Source organism: Pseudonocardia sp. NPDC049154, assembly GCF_040648315.1.
In the GTDB taxonomy this organism is placed as follows: Bacteria; Actinomycetota; Actinomycetes; order Mycobacteriales; family Pseudonocardiaceae; genus Pseudonocardia.
Genome location: NZ_JBEZDN010000055.1, coordinates 15,722 through 30,213, shown reverse-complemented (window position 1 = coordinate 30,213; position 14,492 = coordinate 15,722). Strand labels below are relative to the sequence as shown.

Annotated in this window: 16 protein-coding genes; 6 read left to right on the top strand and 10 right to left on the bottom strand. The window is 74.1% G+C overall.

All coding sequences use genetic code 11. From position 1 onward, the window contains the following. Positions 1–22: 22 nt before the first annotated feature. From AB0B41_RS24115 to AB0B41_RS24100, 4 genes are all read right to left on the bottom strand, one after another. Positions 23–724 carry an ABC transporter ATP-binding protein gene (locus tag AB0B41_RS24115; protein WP_358206981.1) on the bottom strand — a complete coding sequence of 234 codons (702 nt, stop codon included), beginning with the start codon at positions 722–724 and terminating at the stop codon, positions 23–25. Next, positions 721–1,587, bottom strand: coding sequence for an ABC transporter permease (locus AB0B41_RS24110; protein ID WP_358206979.1), 867 nt, complete (start codon positions 1,585–1,587; stop codon positions 721–723). The genes AB0B41_RS24115 and AB0B41_RS24110 overlap by 4 nt, the downstream gene beginning before the upstream one ends. A 109-nt stretch (positions 1,588–1,696) precedes the next feature. Next, the gene (locus AB0B41_RS24105; protein WP_358207017.1) at positions 1,697–1,774 is read right to left on the bottom strand and encodes a putative leader peptide; all 78 of its coding nucleotides are present in this window, start codon (positions 1,772–1,774) and stop codon (positions 1,697–1,699) included. A 167-nt stretch (positions 1,775–1,941) separates the two neighbouring features. Further along, a complete protein-coding gene (locus tag AB0B41_RS24100) occupies positions 1,942–2,121 on the bottom strand; it encodes a hypothetical protein (RefSeq protein ID WP_358206977.1) in 180 nt (59 codons plus the stop codon). Between the two features lie 281 nt (positions 2,122–2,402). Here AB0B41_RS24100 and AB0B41_RS24095 point away from each other — a divergent pair, with 281 nt between their 5' ends. The 6 genes from AB0B41_RS24095 to AB0B41_RS24070 all read left to right on the top strand — a co-directional run bounded on the left by AB0B41_RS24095 (position 2,403) and on the right by AB0B41_RS24070 (position 9,721). Continuing rightward, a complete protein-coding gene (locus AB0B41_RS24095) occupies positions 2,403–3,521 on the top strand; it encodes a fatty acid desaturase family protein (protein ID WP_358206975.1) in 1,119 nt (372 codons plus the stop codon). Between the two features lie 20 nt (positions 3,522–3,541). After that, the gene (locus AB0B41_RS24090) at positions 3,542–3,856 is read left to right on the top strand and encodes a MocE family 2Fe-2S type ferredoxin (RefSeq protein WP_358206971.1); all 315 of its coding nucleotides are present in this window, start codon (positions 3,542–3,544) and stop codon (positions 3,854–3,856) included. After that, positions 3,853–5,067 carry an FAD-dependent oxidoreductase gene (locus tag AB0B41_RS24085; RefSeq protein WP_358206969.1) on the top strand — a complete coding sequence of 405 codons (1,215 nt, stop codon included), beginning with the start codon at positions 3,853–3,855 and terminating at the stop codon, positions 5,065–5,067. Before AB0B41_RS24090 ends, AB0B41_RS24085 begins: the two co-directional genes overlap by 4 nt. A gap of 46 nt (positions 5,068–5,113) precedes the next feature. Next, positions 5,114–6,169, top strand: a complete 1,056-nt coding sequence (locus AB0B41_RS24080) for a LacI family DNA-binding transcriptional regulator (protein WP_358206967.1) — start codon at positions 5,114–5,116, stop codon at positions 6,167–6,169. Between the two features lie 60 nt (positions 6,170–6,229). Then, positions 6,230–6,994, top strand: a complete 765-nt coding sequence (locus AB0B41_RS24075) for a crotonase/enoyl-CoA hydratase family protein (RefSeq protein ID WP_358206965.1) — start codon at positions 6,230–6,232, stop codon at positions 6,992–6,994. 255 nt (positions 6,995–7,249) lie between these two features. Beyond that, positions 7,250–9,721, top strand: a complete 2,472-nt coding sequence (locus tag AB0B41_RS24070; protein ID WP_358207015.1) for an ATP-dependent Clp protease ATP-binding subunit — start codon at positions 7,250–7,252, stop codon at positions 9,719–9,721. A gap of 31 nt (positions 9,722–9,752) precedes the next feature. Here the strand turns inward: AB0B41_RS24070 and AB0B41_RS24065 are convergent, their stop codons facing one another. The 6 genes from AB0B41_RS24065 to AB0B41_RS24040 form a co-directional block, all read right to left on the bottom strand. Further along, on the bottom strand, positions 9,753–10,946 hold the full coding sequence (locus AB0B41_RS24065) for an MFS transporter (RefSeq protein WP_358206963.1): 1,194 nt from the start codon (positions 10,944–10,946) through the stop codon (positions 9,753–9,755). Beyond that, the gene (locus AB0B41_RS24060) at positions 10,943–11,302 is read right to left on the bottom strand and encodes a hypothetical protein (protein ID WP_358206961.1); all 360 of its coding nucleotides are present in this window, start codon (positions 11,300–11,302) and stop codon (positions 10,943–10,945) included. Before AB0B41_RS24060 ends, AB0B41_RS24065 begins: the two co-directional genes overlap by 4 nt. A 24-nt stretch (positions 11,303–11,326) precedes the next feature. Continuing rightward, complete coding sequence (locus AB0B41_RS24055) at positions 11,327–11,680, bottom strand: nitrile hydratase accessory protein (RefSeq protein WP_358206959.1); 354 nt, start codon at positions 11,678–11,680, stop codon at positions 11,327–11,329. Continuing rightward, entirely contained in the window at positions 11,677–12,261 is a 585-nt protein-coding gene (gene nthA, locus AB0B41_RS24050; protein WP_358206957.1) for a nitrile hydratase subunit alpha, read from the bottom strand. Before nthA ends, AB0B41_RS24055 begins: the two co-directional genes overlap by 4 nt. Beyond that, positions 12,258–12,908: an SH3-like domain-containing protein gene (locus AB0B41_RS24045; protein WP_358206955.1), complete on the bottom strand. Its 651-nt coding sequence runs from the start codon at positions 12,906–12,908 to the stop codon at positions 12,258–12,260. Before AB0B41_RS24045 ends, nthA begins: the two co-directional genes overlap by 4 nt. Before the next feature lie 109 nt (positions 12,909–13,017). Beyond that, positions 13,018–14,439: an MFS transporter gene (locus AB0B41_RS24040; protein ID WP_358206953.1), complete on the bottom strand. Its 1,422-nt coding sequence runs from the start codon at positions 14,437–14,439 to the stop codon at positions 13,018–13,020. Positions 14,440–14,492: the final 53 nt, after the last annotated feature.

Genomic DNA, 14,492 nt, shown 5'->3' with positions numbered 1-14,492 from the left:
TCCTCCTGAAGTGCGGATCGAGTCAGTGCACGCCGAGGCGCGCGAGCAGCTCGCCGCGCAGGCGCTGGAACTCGGGATCGGTGACGTCGCGGGGCCGGTCGAGCTCGACGGGGGCGTCGTAGCCGATCTTCCCGTCCTGCATGACCAGCACGCGGTCGGCCAGCGCGAGGGCCTCCTCGACGTCGTGCGTGACGAGCAGGACCGCGCAGCCGTGCCGCTGCCACACCTCGTCCACCAGCCCGCGGGCGGTGATCCGGGTGAGCGCGTCGAGGGCGGAGAAGGGCTCGTCGAGCAGCAGGAGGTCCGGCTCGCGGACCAGGGCGCGGGCCAGCGCGGCGCGCTGCGCCTCGCCGCCGGAGAGCACCTTCGGCCACACGTCGACGCGGTGTGCGAGGCCCACCTCGGTCAGCGCCGCGACGGCCCGCTCCTTGTCGGGCTTGCCGGGCAGGCCCAGGACGACGTTGCGCCACACCTTCTTCCACGGCATCAGCCGCGGGGCCTGGAAGCCGACGGCCCGCTTGCGAGGCACGGTGACCTCGCCGGAGACGTCGCGGTCCAGGTCCGCGAGGATCCGCAGGAGGGTGGACTTGCCGCAGCCCGAGGCGCCGAGCAGCGCCACGAACTGGCCGGGCGCGATGTCGAGGTCGAGGTCGTCGATGACCGCCCTGGAATCGGCACCGTCGTCGAACCTGCGGGTGAGACCGCGGACGGAGACTGCCTTCACTTCCCGCTGAACGCCGGTCGCCACGACAGCAGCCCCCTCTCGAGACCACGCACGATCATGTCCGCGACCAGGCCGAGGATCGCGTAGAGCACGAGGCAGACGATGATCACGTCCGTCGCGAAGAACTCGCGGGCCTTGTTCATCTCGTAGCCGATGCCGGACGTCGCGTTGATCGTCTCGCCGAAGACCAGCGCCAACCAGGCGGTGCCCAGCGCGTAGCGCAGGCCGATCAGGAACTGCGGCATCGCCGACGGCAGGATCACGTGCCGGACCTGGCCGAACCAGCCGAGCCCGAGCGTCCGGGCGGCCTCGATCAGCGAGGAGTCGACGTTGCGGATGCCGCCGTAGAGGTTCATGTACAGCGGGAAGGTCACCGCGAGCCCGACCAGGATGATCTTGGGTTCCTCGTTGATCCCGAACCAGATGATGAGCAGCGGGATCAGGCCGATCACCGGCACCGTGCGCAGCATCTGCATGGGCGCGTCGATGATGTCCTCGCCCCGGCGGAACAGCCCGGCGAGCGTGGCCAGCACGACGGCGGCGACGAGGCCGACACCGAGGCCGGCGAGCACCCGGACCACCGAGGTGATCACGGCGCTCTGCAGCGAGCCGTCCTCCCACATGCCCGCGGCGGTCTGCACGACGGTCAGCGGCGAGGCGAGGGTGTCGTCCTCGAGGATCCCGACGCTCGACAGCACCTGCCAGAGCACCACGAGGACGATCGGCGAGACGGTCTTGAGGACCCAGCGCGGGACGCGGCCGGGCCTGCGGTCGGCCTCGGAGACGAGGGTGACGGTGTCCACCGGGGTCCGCTCGGCGGCCGGCGGCGGTTGCACGCGCGTCCGTTCCGGGGTCGTGGTCATGGGTGTCCCTACGGGGGCGAACGGGCACCCGGGAGCCAGAACACGCCGGGCGCCCTGGATGGATCGCCGCCCGGCGGTGTCGGTGGGGCGGCGCGGTCCGACGAGGGCGTCAGCGCGGACAGAGGGCGGACGCCACCCGCTGGAGGTCGATGTGACCCCGCGTGGTGAGGAACGTCGTGCCGGTCATGAGGCGACCGTAACCCGGTCGGGGCCGATACCCAACCTCGGAGGTTGGGATTGCGAAGCCGGTCACAACAGACGTTCTGCCTGGTGGGACGGCGTCCGATCGGTCCGGACATTAGAGGGGTTGCGGATGACCGCGCGGCGCGGTGCCGCGCGATCACCCGGACGGGGTCAGACCTCCGGGACGGCGTCGAGGGTGGAGTCGGCGTCCAGGTCCAGCTCCCGCCGCAGGATCTGGGCGGGGACGGAGACGCTGGTGCGCGGGCGCCGCATCGGCGTGCGCAGGGCGATCGTGAGTTCGTGTGCGAGGTCGTAGCCGTAGTCGCTGTGCGGATCCTGATCGCCCGACATCGTCGTCTCCTTGCTGCCGCCGGGATCGTGCTGACGCTCCGTCACGGGCCGTGCCCGTTGGGTGCACGAGAATCATCCCCCGGTCGGTCATCCCCGGGCAAGGAAAGTCCACCGACCGGAGTCGACTCTCCACGGTCGGGGGACGGGCGGTGGCGTGTCCGGGATCTGCTGTCTTGTGAGGACAAAGTCTTGACAGCTCGGCGCGCGATCCCGACCATTGGTCGCTGTTGGAGCGCTCCAATTCCTGCGCTCCGCCGGCTGACGACGAGGTGGTCGACGACATGGGTAGGGAACGGCTCGAGCGCTACGACCTGACCGGCCCCGAGAACCGTGCCGCGGTGGAGGCCGGGCTCGCCGGCGCCCTGTGGTTCCGCAGCGCCGTCCCGCGCAAGCGGATGAAGGAGCTGATGCGCCGGACGGACGGGCCGGCGATCCGCGACACGGCCATCTGGATCGGGCTCATGCTCGGGTGCGCCGGGGCCGGCATCGCGCTCTGGGGCACGTGGTGGGCGGTGCCGTTCTTCCTGGTCTACGGCGTGCTGTACGGCTCGGCCTCGGACTCCCGCTGGCACGAGGCCGGGCACGGGACGGCCTTCAGGAGCCGCCGGCTCGACGAGGCGGTCTACCAGCTCGCGTCGTTCATGATGATGCGCGACCCCACCACCTGGCGGTGGAGCCACACCCGCCACCACACCGACACCCTGATCGTGGGGCGCGACCCGGAGATCCAGGCGATGCGGCCGGCGCGGCTGGCGAAGCTGCTGGCCAACTTCGTCGGGCTCGTCGACGTCCCGCTGGCCTTCCGCACGATGGCGATCCACGCCGCCGGGCGGCTCACCGCGGAGGAGGCGGACTACGTCCCCGAGTCCGAGCGCCCGAAGGTGTACCGCACGGCGCGGATCTCGCTGGCGATCTACGCCGTGACGATCGCCGCGGCGATCGGCTTCGGCACGTGGCTGCCCGTCGTCCTGATCGGCGGCCCGCGCGTCTACGGCACCTTCATGCACATCGTCTACGGGCTGACCCAGCACGCCGGCATGGGCGAGAACGTGCTGGACCACCGGCTCAACACCCGCACCGTGCGGATGTGCCGGGTCAACCGCTTCCTCTACTGGAACATGAACTTCCACGTGGAGCACCACATGTTCCCGATGGTCCCGTACCACCGGCTGCCGGAGCTGCACGAGGAGATCAAGCACGACTGCGCGCCCGTGTACCCGTCGCTGTGGGCCGCCTACAAGGAGATCGTCCCCGCGGTCCTGCGGCAGATGAAGGACCAGGACCACCACGTGAAGCGCGAGCTCCTGCCCGGCGCCACGCCCTTCCACGTCCCGAACGAGCTGACCGACGGCCGGGCGCGCCCGCTCGCCGCCGCCGTGGCCGACCCGACCGCCGCCTGACCCACCACAGGAGACCCCGCATGACCCAGTGGATCCCCGCCTGCGGGACCGACGACGTCGACCCCGAGGACGTCATCCCGTTCGAGCACGCCGGCAACGCCTACGCCGTGTACCGCTCGCCCGACGACGCCTTCTTCGCCACCGACGGCCACTGCACCCACGAGCGCGAGCTGCTGTGCGACGGGCTCGTGCTGGGCGGCACGATCGAGTGCCCCAAGCACAACGGCCGCTTCGACTACACCAGCGGCAAGGCGCTCGGCGCCCCGGTGCTGGTCGACGTGCGCACCTACGCGACGAAGGTCGAGGACGGCACCGTCTACGTCGAGGTCCCGTGACCGCGCCCGGCGGCATGGTGGTCGTCGGGGCCGGCGAGTGCGGCACCCGGGCGGCGCTGGCCCTGCGTGAGGAGGGGTACGCGGGGCCGGTCACGCTCGTCGGCGGCGAGCCCGGGCACCCGTACGAGCGCCCGCCGCTGTCGAAGGCGGTGCTGTCCGGCGCCGCGGGCCTCACCCCGCTGTGCCCGCCGGAGCGGCTCGCCGACGCCGGCGTCACCCACCTCGCCGGGGTCGCGGCGACGGCCCTCGACGTCCGGGCGCACGAGCTCACCCTCGCCGACGGCCGGGTGCTCGGCTACGAGCGCCTGCTCCTCGCGACCGGCGCCCGGGCCCGCCCGTTGCCCGGCGCCCGCGTGCTGCGCAGCCACGCCGACGCCGTCGTCCTGCGGGAGCGGCTCGTGCCGGGGACCCGCGTCGGGATCGTCGGCGGCGGCTTCATCGGCCTCGAGGTGGCGGCGACGGCGGCGAGTCTCGGCTGCGCCGTGACCGTCGTCGAGGCGGCGCCACGGCTGATGGGCCGGGCGGTGCCCGAGCGCCTCGCCGCCCGCGCGGCCGCCCGCCATGTCGAGGCCGGGGTCGACGTCCGGTGCGGGAGTGCGGTCGCGCGCCTCGAGCCGGGCCGGATCGTCCTCGGTGACGGAGGAGCGGTCGAGGTCGACGTCGTCGTGGCCGGGATCGGCTCGGCGCCCGAGATCGCGCTGGCCGAGGCCGCCGGGATCGCCGTCGGGAACGGGATCGTGGTCGACGGGAGCTTCGCCACCTCGGCGGCGGACGTGTTCGCGGCGGGCGACTGCTGCGCCTTCCCGCACCCGCTCTACGACGACCGTCCGGTGCGGCTCGAGTCGTGGCGAGCGGCGCAGGAGCAGGGCGCGCACGCCGCCCGGGCGCTGCTCGGGACGGCCGAGCCCTATGCGGCGGTGCCCTGGTTCTGGAGCGACCAGTACGACCTGTCGCTGCAGGTCGCGGGCCTGCCCGGGGTGGCGACCGAGGAGGTGGTCCGGGTCCGCCCGGACGGCGCCGAGCTGTGGTTCGGCCTCGACGCCGGCCGCCTGGTGGCCGTCGCCGGGATCGGGCAGGGCACCGCCGTCGCCAAGGACGTCCGCATCGGCGAGATGCTGATCGCCCGCCGGGCCGCCCCGGACCCCGCGGCCCTGGCGGATCCGGCGGTCGCGCTCAAGCCGCTGCTCCGCGCGCCGTCGCCCGTCGGGTGAGATCCGGCGCGATACCGTGCCGGCGCTGCCGTCCCGGGAGGCACGTGTGGGAATCCGCGAGACCGGCCGGCCGACCCTGGAGACGGTCGCCGCGCGGGCGGGCGTGTCGAAGTCGCTGGTCTCGCTCGTGCTGCGGGACTCGCCGAAGGTGAGCCCGGCCCGCCGCGCGGCGGTGCTCGCCGCGATCGCCGAGCTCGGGTACCGCCCCAACGCCGCGGCCCGGCGGCTGGCCGAGCGCCGCTCGCACAGCGTCGGCGTGCTGCTCAACGACCTGCACCAGCCGTGGTTCGCCGACGTCCTCGACGGGGTCGGGCCCGTGCTGCACGCCGAGGGCAAGCACATGCTGCTCGGCGACGGCCGGCTCGACCGGATGATGGACGACACGCTGACCTGGTCGTTCCTGGAGCTCGGCGTCGACGGGCTGATCGTCGCCGGCTCCGGTCCGCCCTCGGCCGCGCTGGTCGACGTGGCCCGCCGGATCCCGACCGTGGCCGTCGGCGGGCGGGACCTGGACGACGACGGCGACCTGCCGACCGTCGACGTCGTGGCGTACGACGACCGCGCCGGCGCCGCCCTCGCCGTCGGGCACCTCGCCGGCCTGGGACACCGCCGCATCGCCCACCTCGCCGGGCCGCCCGGTAGCGCGGGGCGGGACCGGACCCAGGGGTACGAGGAGGCGATGCGGGCCGCAGGGCTGGGTGCCGAGGTCCGGGTCACGGCGAGCGACGTGAGCGAGGAGAGCGCCCGCCGTGCCGCGTTCGAGCTGCTGCGGGGGCCGGACCGACCCACCGCCGTCTTCGCCTACAACGACATGGTCGCCATGGGCGTGTCCTCGGCGGCGATCCGGCTGGGGTTGCGCGTGCCCGGGGACGTCTCGCTCGTCGGCTTCGACAACTCAGGGCTAGCCCGGCTCCCCGCCGTGTGGCTGACCAGCGTCGACGGTGCGGGTGAGCGCATCGGCACGCAGGCCGCCCGGATGCTGCTGACGCGGATGGCCGACCCCGGACGCGGGCGCGAGGTGCGGCTGGTCGCGCCGACGCTGGAGGTGCGAGGGTCCACCGGTCCGCCGGCGGGGGTGTCCGCGGGCCAGGGTGCGCTCTAGGGTGTTCTGGTAGAGCGTTCGTTCAGTTCGGGCGCAGGCGAGAACGCAGTGGGAGGAAACGTGTCGGACGAGGTCCTCGTCGAGCGCCGCGGTGCGGTGCAGGTCATCACGATCAACCGGCCGGAGGCGAAGAACGCGCTGAACCTCGGGGTGGCGCAGGGGATCGCGGCGGCCGTCGACGAGCTCGACGCGTCGGACGAGCTGCGGGTCGGCGTGCTCACCGGCGCCGGTGGCGTGTTCTCGGCGGGGATGGACCTCAAGGCGTTCCTGCGCGGGGAGAGCCCCTCGATCGAGGGCCGGGGGCTGTGCGGGATCACCCAGGCCCCGCCGCGCAAGCCGCTGATCGGTGCCGTCGAGGGGTGGGCGCTGGCCGGCGGGTTCGAGCTGCTGCTGGCGTGCGATCTCGTGGTCGCCGCGAAGACCGCGCGGTTCGGGGTGCCCGAGGTGAAGCGCTCGCTGGTCGCCGCCGGCGGGGCGGCCCTGCACCTGTCGCGGCGGCTGCCGCAGGCGATCGCGCTGGAGCTGCTGCTCACCGGCGAGCCGATCTCCGCGGAGCGGGCCGCCGCCGTGGGGCTGGTCAACCGGGTGACGGACGAGGGTGGCGCGCTCGACGGGGCGGTGGCGCTCGGCGAGACGATCGCCGCGAACGGCCCGCTCGCCGTGGCCGCGACCAAGGAGGTCGCGCGGCAGACCGTGGACTGGACGCTAGCCGACATGTGGGCGAAGCAGGAGCCGATCATCCGCCCGGTGTTCTCCTCGGAGGACGCGAAGGAGGGCGCCACGGCGTTCGCCGAGAAGCGTGCGCCGGTGTGGAAGGGCCGCTGAGCCGGCGCTGATCCGGCGCTGATCCGGCGCTGATCCGGCGCTGATCCGGCGCTGATCGGGCGCTGACCAGCGTGAACGAGGGCGCTCTCGTTCACATCATGAGCGAGGGCGCCGTTCGTGTCTCCCGAGCGGCGTGGCGCGGGCCACCGGGACGGTTTCGCCGGGTGCCCGACGGGAACACCTCCCCGTCGGACACCCGTCGAGAGGAGACTCCCCGTGACCGGCTTCTTCGGGCCCGGATCAGGCTTCCCGAACATGGGTCCCGGCGATCCGCGGGGCCCGGTGCACCGGATCGACCTGACGCGCCTCATGAGCCAGGGCGCGAAGGAGATCATGGCCGCCGCCGCCCAGGAGGCGATCGACCGCGGCGACGCCGATCTCGACGCCACGCACCTGCTGCTCGCCAGCACCCGCTTCGAGCCGACCCGCAAGTGGCTCGCGCGGGCGGGCGCCGACCCCGACACCGTCGCCCGCGCGCTGGAGGAGGGGCTGCCCCGCGGCGAGCAGACCGGTCGTGCACCGGCGCTCACCCCGGCCGCGAAGCGCGCGCTGCTCGACGGGCACCAGATCTCCCGGTCGTTCGGGTCCACCTACATCGGGCCCGAGCACCTGCTGCTCGCGTTGGCCGCGAACGAGGAGTCCGCGGCCGGGCGGCTGCTGGCCGAGGCCCGGTTCGCGCCGAACCAGGCCGCGCAGGCCCGGCCCGGCACGCCGGCGCCCGACGCGCCCGCCAACTCGTCGACCCCGACGCTGGACCAGTACGGCCAGGACCTCACGGAGGCCGCCCGCAACGGCCGGCTCGACCCGGTCATCGGCCGGGCGGACGAGATCGAGCAGACCATCGAGGTCCTCTCGCGGCGCACGAAGAACAACCCCGTGCTGATCGGCGAGGCCGGCGTCGGCAAGACCGCCGTGGTCGAGGGCATCGCGCAACGGATCGCCGACGGCGAGGTCCCCGACACCCTGCAGGGGCGGCGCGTCGTGCAGCTCGACCTGTCCGGGGTCGTCGCCGGCACGCGCTACCGCGGCGACTTCGAGGAGCGGATGCGGTCGGTCATCGAGGAGATCCGTGCCAACTCGAAGGAACTCGTCGTCTTCATCGACGAGCTCCACACCATGGTCGGCGCGGGAACCGGCGGCGGGGGCGACGGCGGCGGCTCCATGGACGCGGGAAACCTGCTCAAGCCCGCGCTCGCCCGCGGTGAGCTGCACGTCATCGGCGCCACCACACTCGACGAGTACCGCCGCTACATCGAGTCCGACGCCGCGCTGGCCCGCCGGTTCCAGGCCGTGTACGTGCCAGAGCCGTCCGTCGAGGACACCTACGCCATCCTCTGCGGCCTGCGTGACCGGTACGAGGCCCACCACCAGGTCCGCTACACCGAGGAGGCGCTGAGGGGCGCGGCGGAGCTCTCCTGCCGCTACATCACCGACCGGTTCCTGCCGGACAAGGCGATCGACCTGGTCGACCAGGCCGGGGCCCGCGTGCGGCTGCGCACCCGGACGCCGAGCGTCGACCGTCGCGACCTGGAGCACCGCCTGGAGCAGCTGACCCGGGACAAGGACCAGGCCGTGGCCGACGAGCAGTTCGAACGCGCCGTCGAGCTCCGCGACGAGATCGCCGAGGTGCGGGGCCAGATCGCGGCCAGCCGGGGTAGCGGCCCGGGTGGGGTGCCCGAGGTCGGTGTCGAGGACATCGCCGAGGTCGTCTCCCGCTCCACCGGCATCCCGATCGCGCAGCTCACCGAGTCCGAGCGCACGCGGCTGCTGCGCCTGGAGGAGGAGCTGCACCAGCGCGTCGTCGGGCAGGACGAGGCCGTGCAGGCGGTCGCCGAGGCGATCCGCCGCTCGCGCACCGGGCTGGGCGACCCCGATCGGCCCGTCGGCAGCTTCCTGTTCCTCGGCCCGACCGGCGTCGGCAAGACCGAGCTGGCCAAGGCGCTGGCCGTCGCGCTGTTCGGCGAGGAGGACCGGATGGTCCGCCTCGACATGAGCGAGTACGGCGAGCGCCACACGGTCGCGCGGATGGTCGGCGCGCCCCCCGGCTACGTCGGCTACGGCGAGTCGGGCGAGCTCACCGAGGCCGTCCGCCGCCGCCCCTACTCGGTGCTGCTGCTCGACGAGATCGAGAAGGCCCACCCGGACGTCTTCAACACGCTGCTGCAGGTCCTCGACGACGGCCGGCTCACCGACGGCCAGGGCCGCACAGTCGACTTCCGCAACACGGTGATCATCATGACGTCGAACGTCGGGTCGGAGCTGATCACCAGCCGCGGGGCGACCCTGGGCTTCGGCTCCACGGCCGAGCGGAGCTCGGACTCGCCGGAGGACGCGGTGCTGCGGGAGCGGCTGATGCCGCGGCTGCGCGAGGTCTTCCGGCCGGAGTTCCTCAACCGGATCGACGAGACCATCGTCTTCCGCCGGCTCGAGCCCGAGCAGCTCGAGGAGATCACCGGGCACCTGCTGCACGAGGTGGAGGAGCGGCTGTCCGAGCGGCACATCGCGCTCGACGTCGACGCTGAGGCGGTGCGCTGGCTCTCCGAGCACGGCTACCAGCCGGAGTTCGGCGCCCGGCCGCTGCGCCGCACCATCCGCCGCGAGCTGGAGAACCGGCTCGCCGGGCTGCTCCTCGCCGAGGAGATCGACGAGGGCGCGCGGGTGCGCGTGGGGGTCAAGGACGACCGTCTCGACCTCGCCGTCGTGAAGGAACCGCAGCCGACCGGGTGAGTTCCTGCACGAACGGCACCCTCGCTCACTCCTACTGAACGACGGTGCCGTTCGCTCCGGGTCGGCGGGCGTAGCGCGCGATCAGCAGCGGTGCGGCCACGGCCAGGACCGCCGAGGCCACCAGGGTGACGCGGAAGATCGCGGAGAAGGCGCCCGCGTCGGCCGCGGGCCCGGCCACGGCGGTGCCGGCCGCGCTGCCGAGGAACAGGGTCGCGGCGAACAGCGCGATCGTGGTCGCGCGCTCCTGCGGCACCACCGACGTGGCCCAGTTCTGCAGGGTCGAGTGGAGGAAGGCCCAGGCGCCGCCGAGCAGCAGGCCGCCCACGACCGCCGTCGGCAGGGTGACCGCGGCCGCGGGAACGCCCCATCCGGCGACCAGCAGGACGCCGCCGACGGTGGCGAGCGCCGTCGTCGACAAGCGGCCGACGAGCGGGCGTACGGAGCGCGAGAACAGCACGACGCCCACGCCGTAGCCCGCCGCCGCGATGCCGGAGACCGTGGGCGAGAAGCCGAGGGACTCGATCGCCGGCGCGACGTAGGTGAGCACGCCGATCACCAGGGCACCCTCGCCGAACACCAGGACCAGCACGACGACGGCCCAGCGCTCGCGCAGCACCGTGCGCAGCGCGTGCAGCGGACCCGAGGGCACCTTGCGCGGCGGCTCGGGCAGCCGCCGCAGCACGACGCCGAGCGTCAGCGCGACCGTCGCGGTGACCGCCAGCACCACGCGCCAGCCGGCCCAGTCCCCGAGGGCCCCGGCGCCGGCCGTCGCGACGGCGACGCCGAACGACGTCGCCGCGGCCAGGTCGACCAGCGCCCGCTGCCGGACCGACATGGGCCAGGTGTCGCCGACGTAGACCAGCCCCGCCGGGTTGACCGCGCCGAAGCAGCCGCCCGTGATCGTCCGCAGCAGGGCCAGGACCAGCACCGACGGTGCGAACGCCGAGGCGACGCCGGCGATCCCGGCGATCACGAGCGCGATCCGCATGACCCGGACCAGACCGATCCGGTCGCCGAGCATGCCCCACAGCGGCTGCAGCAGGCCGTAGGCCAGGAAGTACGCCGACGCGACCGCCGCGGACTGGGCCAGCGACGCACCCAGCTCGGTGCCGATCGCCAGCAGCAGCGGGGAGATGGCGAACCGGTCGAGGCTGCTGGTCGCGACCGCGGCCTGCAGCAGGCGGAGCGCGCCGCGGCCGCCGGGCGGTTCCGTGGTCGTGCTCATCCCAGCCAGGTGTACGCGGTCTGCCGCGAGATCCCGAGGGCCTTCGCCATGGGGCTGATCTCCAGGCCGCGCTCGCGGCCCTCGAGCAGCAGCCGCCGCTGCTCGGCGCGCAGCTCCTCCATCCGCGCGGCGACGCCGCTCATCTCGGCGAGCAGGGCCTGCGCCTCGTCCCCCGCGCCCGCGCGGGAGCGGCCGGCGCCGGGGCGCGGGAAGGCGCGGACCTCGTCGGCGGACCAGCGGCGGGGGCCGTCCCCGGGCAGCGGGGCGGGCGCCTGGCCGCGGGAGACGTAGCTCGCCCAGGTCCCGGGCCGCACGCCCCACGCCTCCGCGCACTGCGCGGCCGTCCAGGTGTCCACGACCGCGATCCTAGGTTCCGCGGGTCAGTGGCCGTGGCCGTGCCCGTGGCCGTGCCCGTGGTCGTGCCCGTGGTCGTGCCCCGGTACGCGGCCGGCCAGGGTGGCGGCCCGCGCGCCGACGTCGTCGGACAGGGAGAGGACGTCCTCGAGCGCGCCGAGCCAGTGCGCGTAGTAGCTCCACCCGCCCTCCGGCGCCGCCTCCCAGGCCGCGATCCGCACGATCAACGCCTGCTGGAAGTCCGGCCAGGCGAAGGCGCCGGCCTCGTACAGCGCCACCGCCATCCCGAAGGCCCGCGACTCCCAGGGGGCGGTGAACAGCAGCTCGCCGTTCGCGCGCGGGGGAGCGGCGGGACCGTCGACGGCGAGTGGGGCGGTCACGGCGAGTCGACCTTCGCGACGCCGACCATCGCGTCCCGGGTGACCAGGGCCGCGAGCTCCTCCTCGGTGAGGTCCTCGGTGCCGGCGGGGCGCTCGGGCAGGACCAGCCAGCGCACCTCGGCGCTGGAGTCGTGGACCTCGATCGCGACCTCCGGCGGCAGCTCCAGGCCCATCTCGGCCAGCACGGTCCGCGGCTCGCGCACCACCCGGGCGCGGTAGGCCGGGTCCTTGTACCAGGAGGGCGGCAGCCCGAGGACCGGCCAGGGGTAGCAGGAGCACAGCGTGCAGACGACGACGTGGTGCAGCTCGGGGGTGTTCTCGACGACCACGATGTGCTCGCCGTTCGCCCCGCCGCCCCAGGCCACCTCCTTGATCGCCGGGGTGGCGTCGGCCAGCAGGCGCGCCTTGTACCCCGGGTCGACCCATGCCCGCGCGACGACCCTGGCCCCGTTGAGCGGCCCGACGTCGGACTCGTACCTGGCCACGAACCCGTCGATCGCGTCGGTCGGCACCAGGCCGCGCTCGGTGAGCAGCTGCTCCAGGGCCTCGGCGCGGAGGGCGGGGGAGGTCGGGTCGGTCACGCGTGCTCCAGGTAGGTCTCGAACAGCTCGACGGTCACGACGAACTCGTCCCCGTCGTCCCACAGCTCGCGGGCGGAGAACCGGACGGTGTAGACGTGCTGCGGGTTCTCGCCCGCGAACACCGCGTGGGTGTCGGGCAGGACGTGCGCGGGCTGGACCCGCGCGACGGTCCCGACGCGGCCGCGGGCGTACCCGGGCACGCGGGCGCCGTCCCGGACCCGGACGCGGTCGCCGACCGCGAAGGCCGGTGCGGCCTCGACCTCGCGCACCGAGCCCGGGGCGGTCGCGGCGTAGTCGGGCTTCGTGGTCCCGGCAGGGGCTGGAGGCTCCTCGACGGTCTCGCCGGCCAGCCGCCTGGCCCGCGCGTCGATCGCGCCGGGGGCCAGGATCGCGGACGCCACGAGCATCGCCTCGGCGGCGTGCAGCCAGCGGCCGTAGTAGCCGGAGTCGTGGTACTCGGCCGGGGTGAGCCGGTCCAGGGTGTCCCGGAAGGCCTCCAGGTTGCGGCCGGAGATCCGGCCGATGGTGAACGCCGTCAGGGCGAAGGCGCGGCCCTGCCAGCGCTCGCCGAAGACCGGCTCCGCCGGGTCGGGCGCCGGGACGGGACCGTGACCGGGGGCGCCGCCCAGGTCGGACACGCGGGCCATCGCGACCTCCACGATAGGTGACGAGCGATCACCTTAGTGGACGTCGGGCCGGGCGACCCGGTGTGGTCGCGGCGGCGGTCACCGTGATGGTCGGGCGGGCCGCCCGCGCTCACCATCGCCCGCGGTGGTTGGGCAGCCGTGCGGCCGCGACCGCCGCCGCGGTCAGCAGGCCGGCCAGCACGACGAAGCAGATCGCGGCCGCGAGGCCGGGGTCGTCCGAGGCGGTGACCGCCGCCGTCGTCACCGAGACCGCCGCGATCCCGCCGATCTGGCGGAACATGATCCGCAGCCCCGAGACGGCCGTGACGTCGTCGCGCACCAGGTGCATCCCGGCGTTGTTGGCGGCCGGGCCCGCGAGGCCCATCCCGAGCCCGGTCACGGCCGCGGCGGCGGTCAGCCAGACCGTGGGCGAGACCCCTGCGGGCGGCAGCGCGCCCAGGACCAGGCCGGCCACGATCCCGCCCAGCCCGACCAGCAGCAACGGCCGGTGCCCCACTCGGCGCAGCAGGGCGACGGACACCCCCGACGAGGCGATAGTGCCGATCGCCCGGGCGGTCAGCAGGACGCCGGCGGCCAGCGGGAGCAGGGCGTAGCGGACCTGCGCGTAGAGCGGCAGGAGCGCGGAGAAGCCGATGATCGCCGCCCCGAACAGGACGTTCGTGGCGTTCATGATCCCGAGTCCGCCGCCGCTGAGCAGTCGCGCCGGCACGACGGCGTCGGCGTGGCGGCGGGCATGCCGCAGGAAGGACCAGCCCGCCGCGAGAGCCACGACCCCGGCCACGACGACGCCGACGGGGCCCGCGACGCCGTCGCCGATCGAGCCGACCCGGGTGATCGCGACCATCGTGGCGAGCAGCGCGACGGTCAGCAGCGCGATGCCGGCGACGTCGACGCGCTCGACACGGGTGCGCGGGGGATCCCGGATGAGGAGCGCCCCGGCGACCACGAGCAGGCCGCCGATCGGCAGGTTGACCAGGAAGATGCCGCGCCACGACCAGACGGTGAGGATCACGCCGCCGACGAGCGGCCCGAGGATCGCCCCGATCGGGAACACGCTGGTGAACAGCGCCAGCGCGCGGTCGCGGTCCCGGCCGAAGGCGTGCGCGACGATGCCGTTGGCCGCGGGCAGCATCAGCCCGCCCGCCAGGCCCTGCACGAACCGGCACGCGATCAGCTGGCCGATGTCCGTGGTCGCGGCGCAGGCGCACGACACCGCCGTGAAGGTCGCGACCGCCCACAGGAACACCCGGCGCCGGCCGAACTGCTCGCCGAGCCGCCCGCCCAGCGGCAGGGCGAGGATCTGACCGACCGCGTAGATCGTGACCGTCCAGCTCACCCACGCCAGCGTGGCGCCCAGGTCCCGCTCGAGCGTCGTCAGCGCCGTGGCCACCGAGGTCTGGTCCAGGGAGAACATCAGCAGGGCCACCCCGACGACCGTGAACACCGCGCGCCGACGGGGGAGTGGGGTTAGATCCGGCCCGTCCGCGATCGGGAGCTCCTCGGGTGCCCTGCCGCGGACGGTTTCCGACACGAGGGCGCCACCTGCTTTCCCGGGAGTTACCGGGCACAGTAGTTTGCTTGACA

Excerpts from the sequence above, each read along its gene's own strand:
- AB0B41_RS24065 (WP_358206963.1), bottom strand. The coding sequence starts at position 10,946 with ATGAGCACGACCACGGAACCGCCCGGCGGCCGCGGCGCGCTCCGCCTG.
- AB0B41_RS24090 (WP_358206971.1), top strand. The coding sequence starts at position 3,542 with ATGACCCAGTGGATCCCCGCCTGCGGGACCGACGACGTCGACCCCGAG.
- AB0B41_RS24105 (WP_358207017.1), bottom strand. The coding sequence starts at position 1,774 with ATGACCGGCACGACGTTCCTCACCACGCGGGGTCACATCGACCTCCAG.
- AB0B41_RS24070 (WP_358207015.1), top strand. The coding sequence starts at position 7,250 with ATGGGTCCCGGCGATCCGCGGGGCCCGGTGCACCGGATCGACCTGACG.
- AB0B41_RS24110 (WP_358206979.1), bottom strand. The coding sequence starts at position 1,587 with ATGACCACGACCCCGGAACGGACGCGCGTGCAACCGCCGCCGGCCGCC.
- AB0B41_RS24045 (WP_358206955.1), bottom strand. The coding sequence starts at position 12,908 with ATGGCCCGCGTGTCCGACCTGGGCGGCGCCCCCGGTCACGGTCCCGTC.
- AB0B41_RS24095 (WP_358206975.1), top strand. The coding sequence starts at position 2,403 with ATGGGTAGGGAACGGCTCGAGCGCTACGACCTGACCGGCCCCGAGAAC.
- AB0B41_RS24100 (WP_358206977.1), bottom strand. The coding sequence starts at position 2,121 with ATGTCGGGCGATCAGGATCCGCACAGCGACTACGGCTACGACCTCGCA.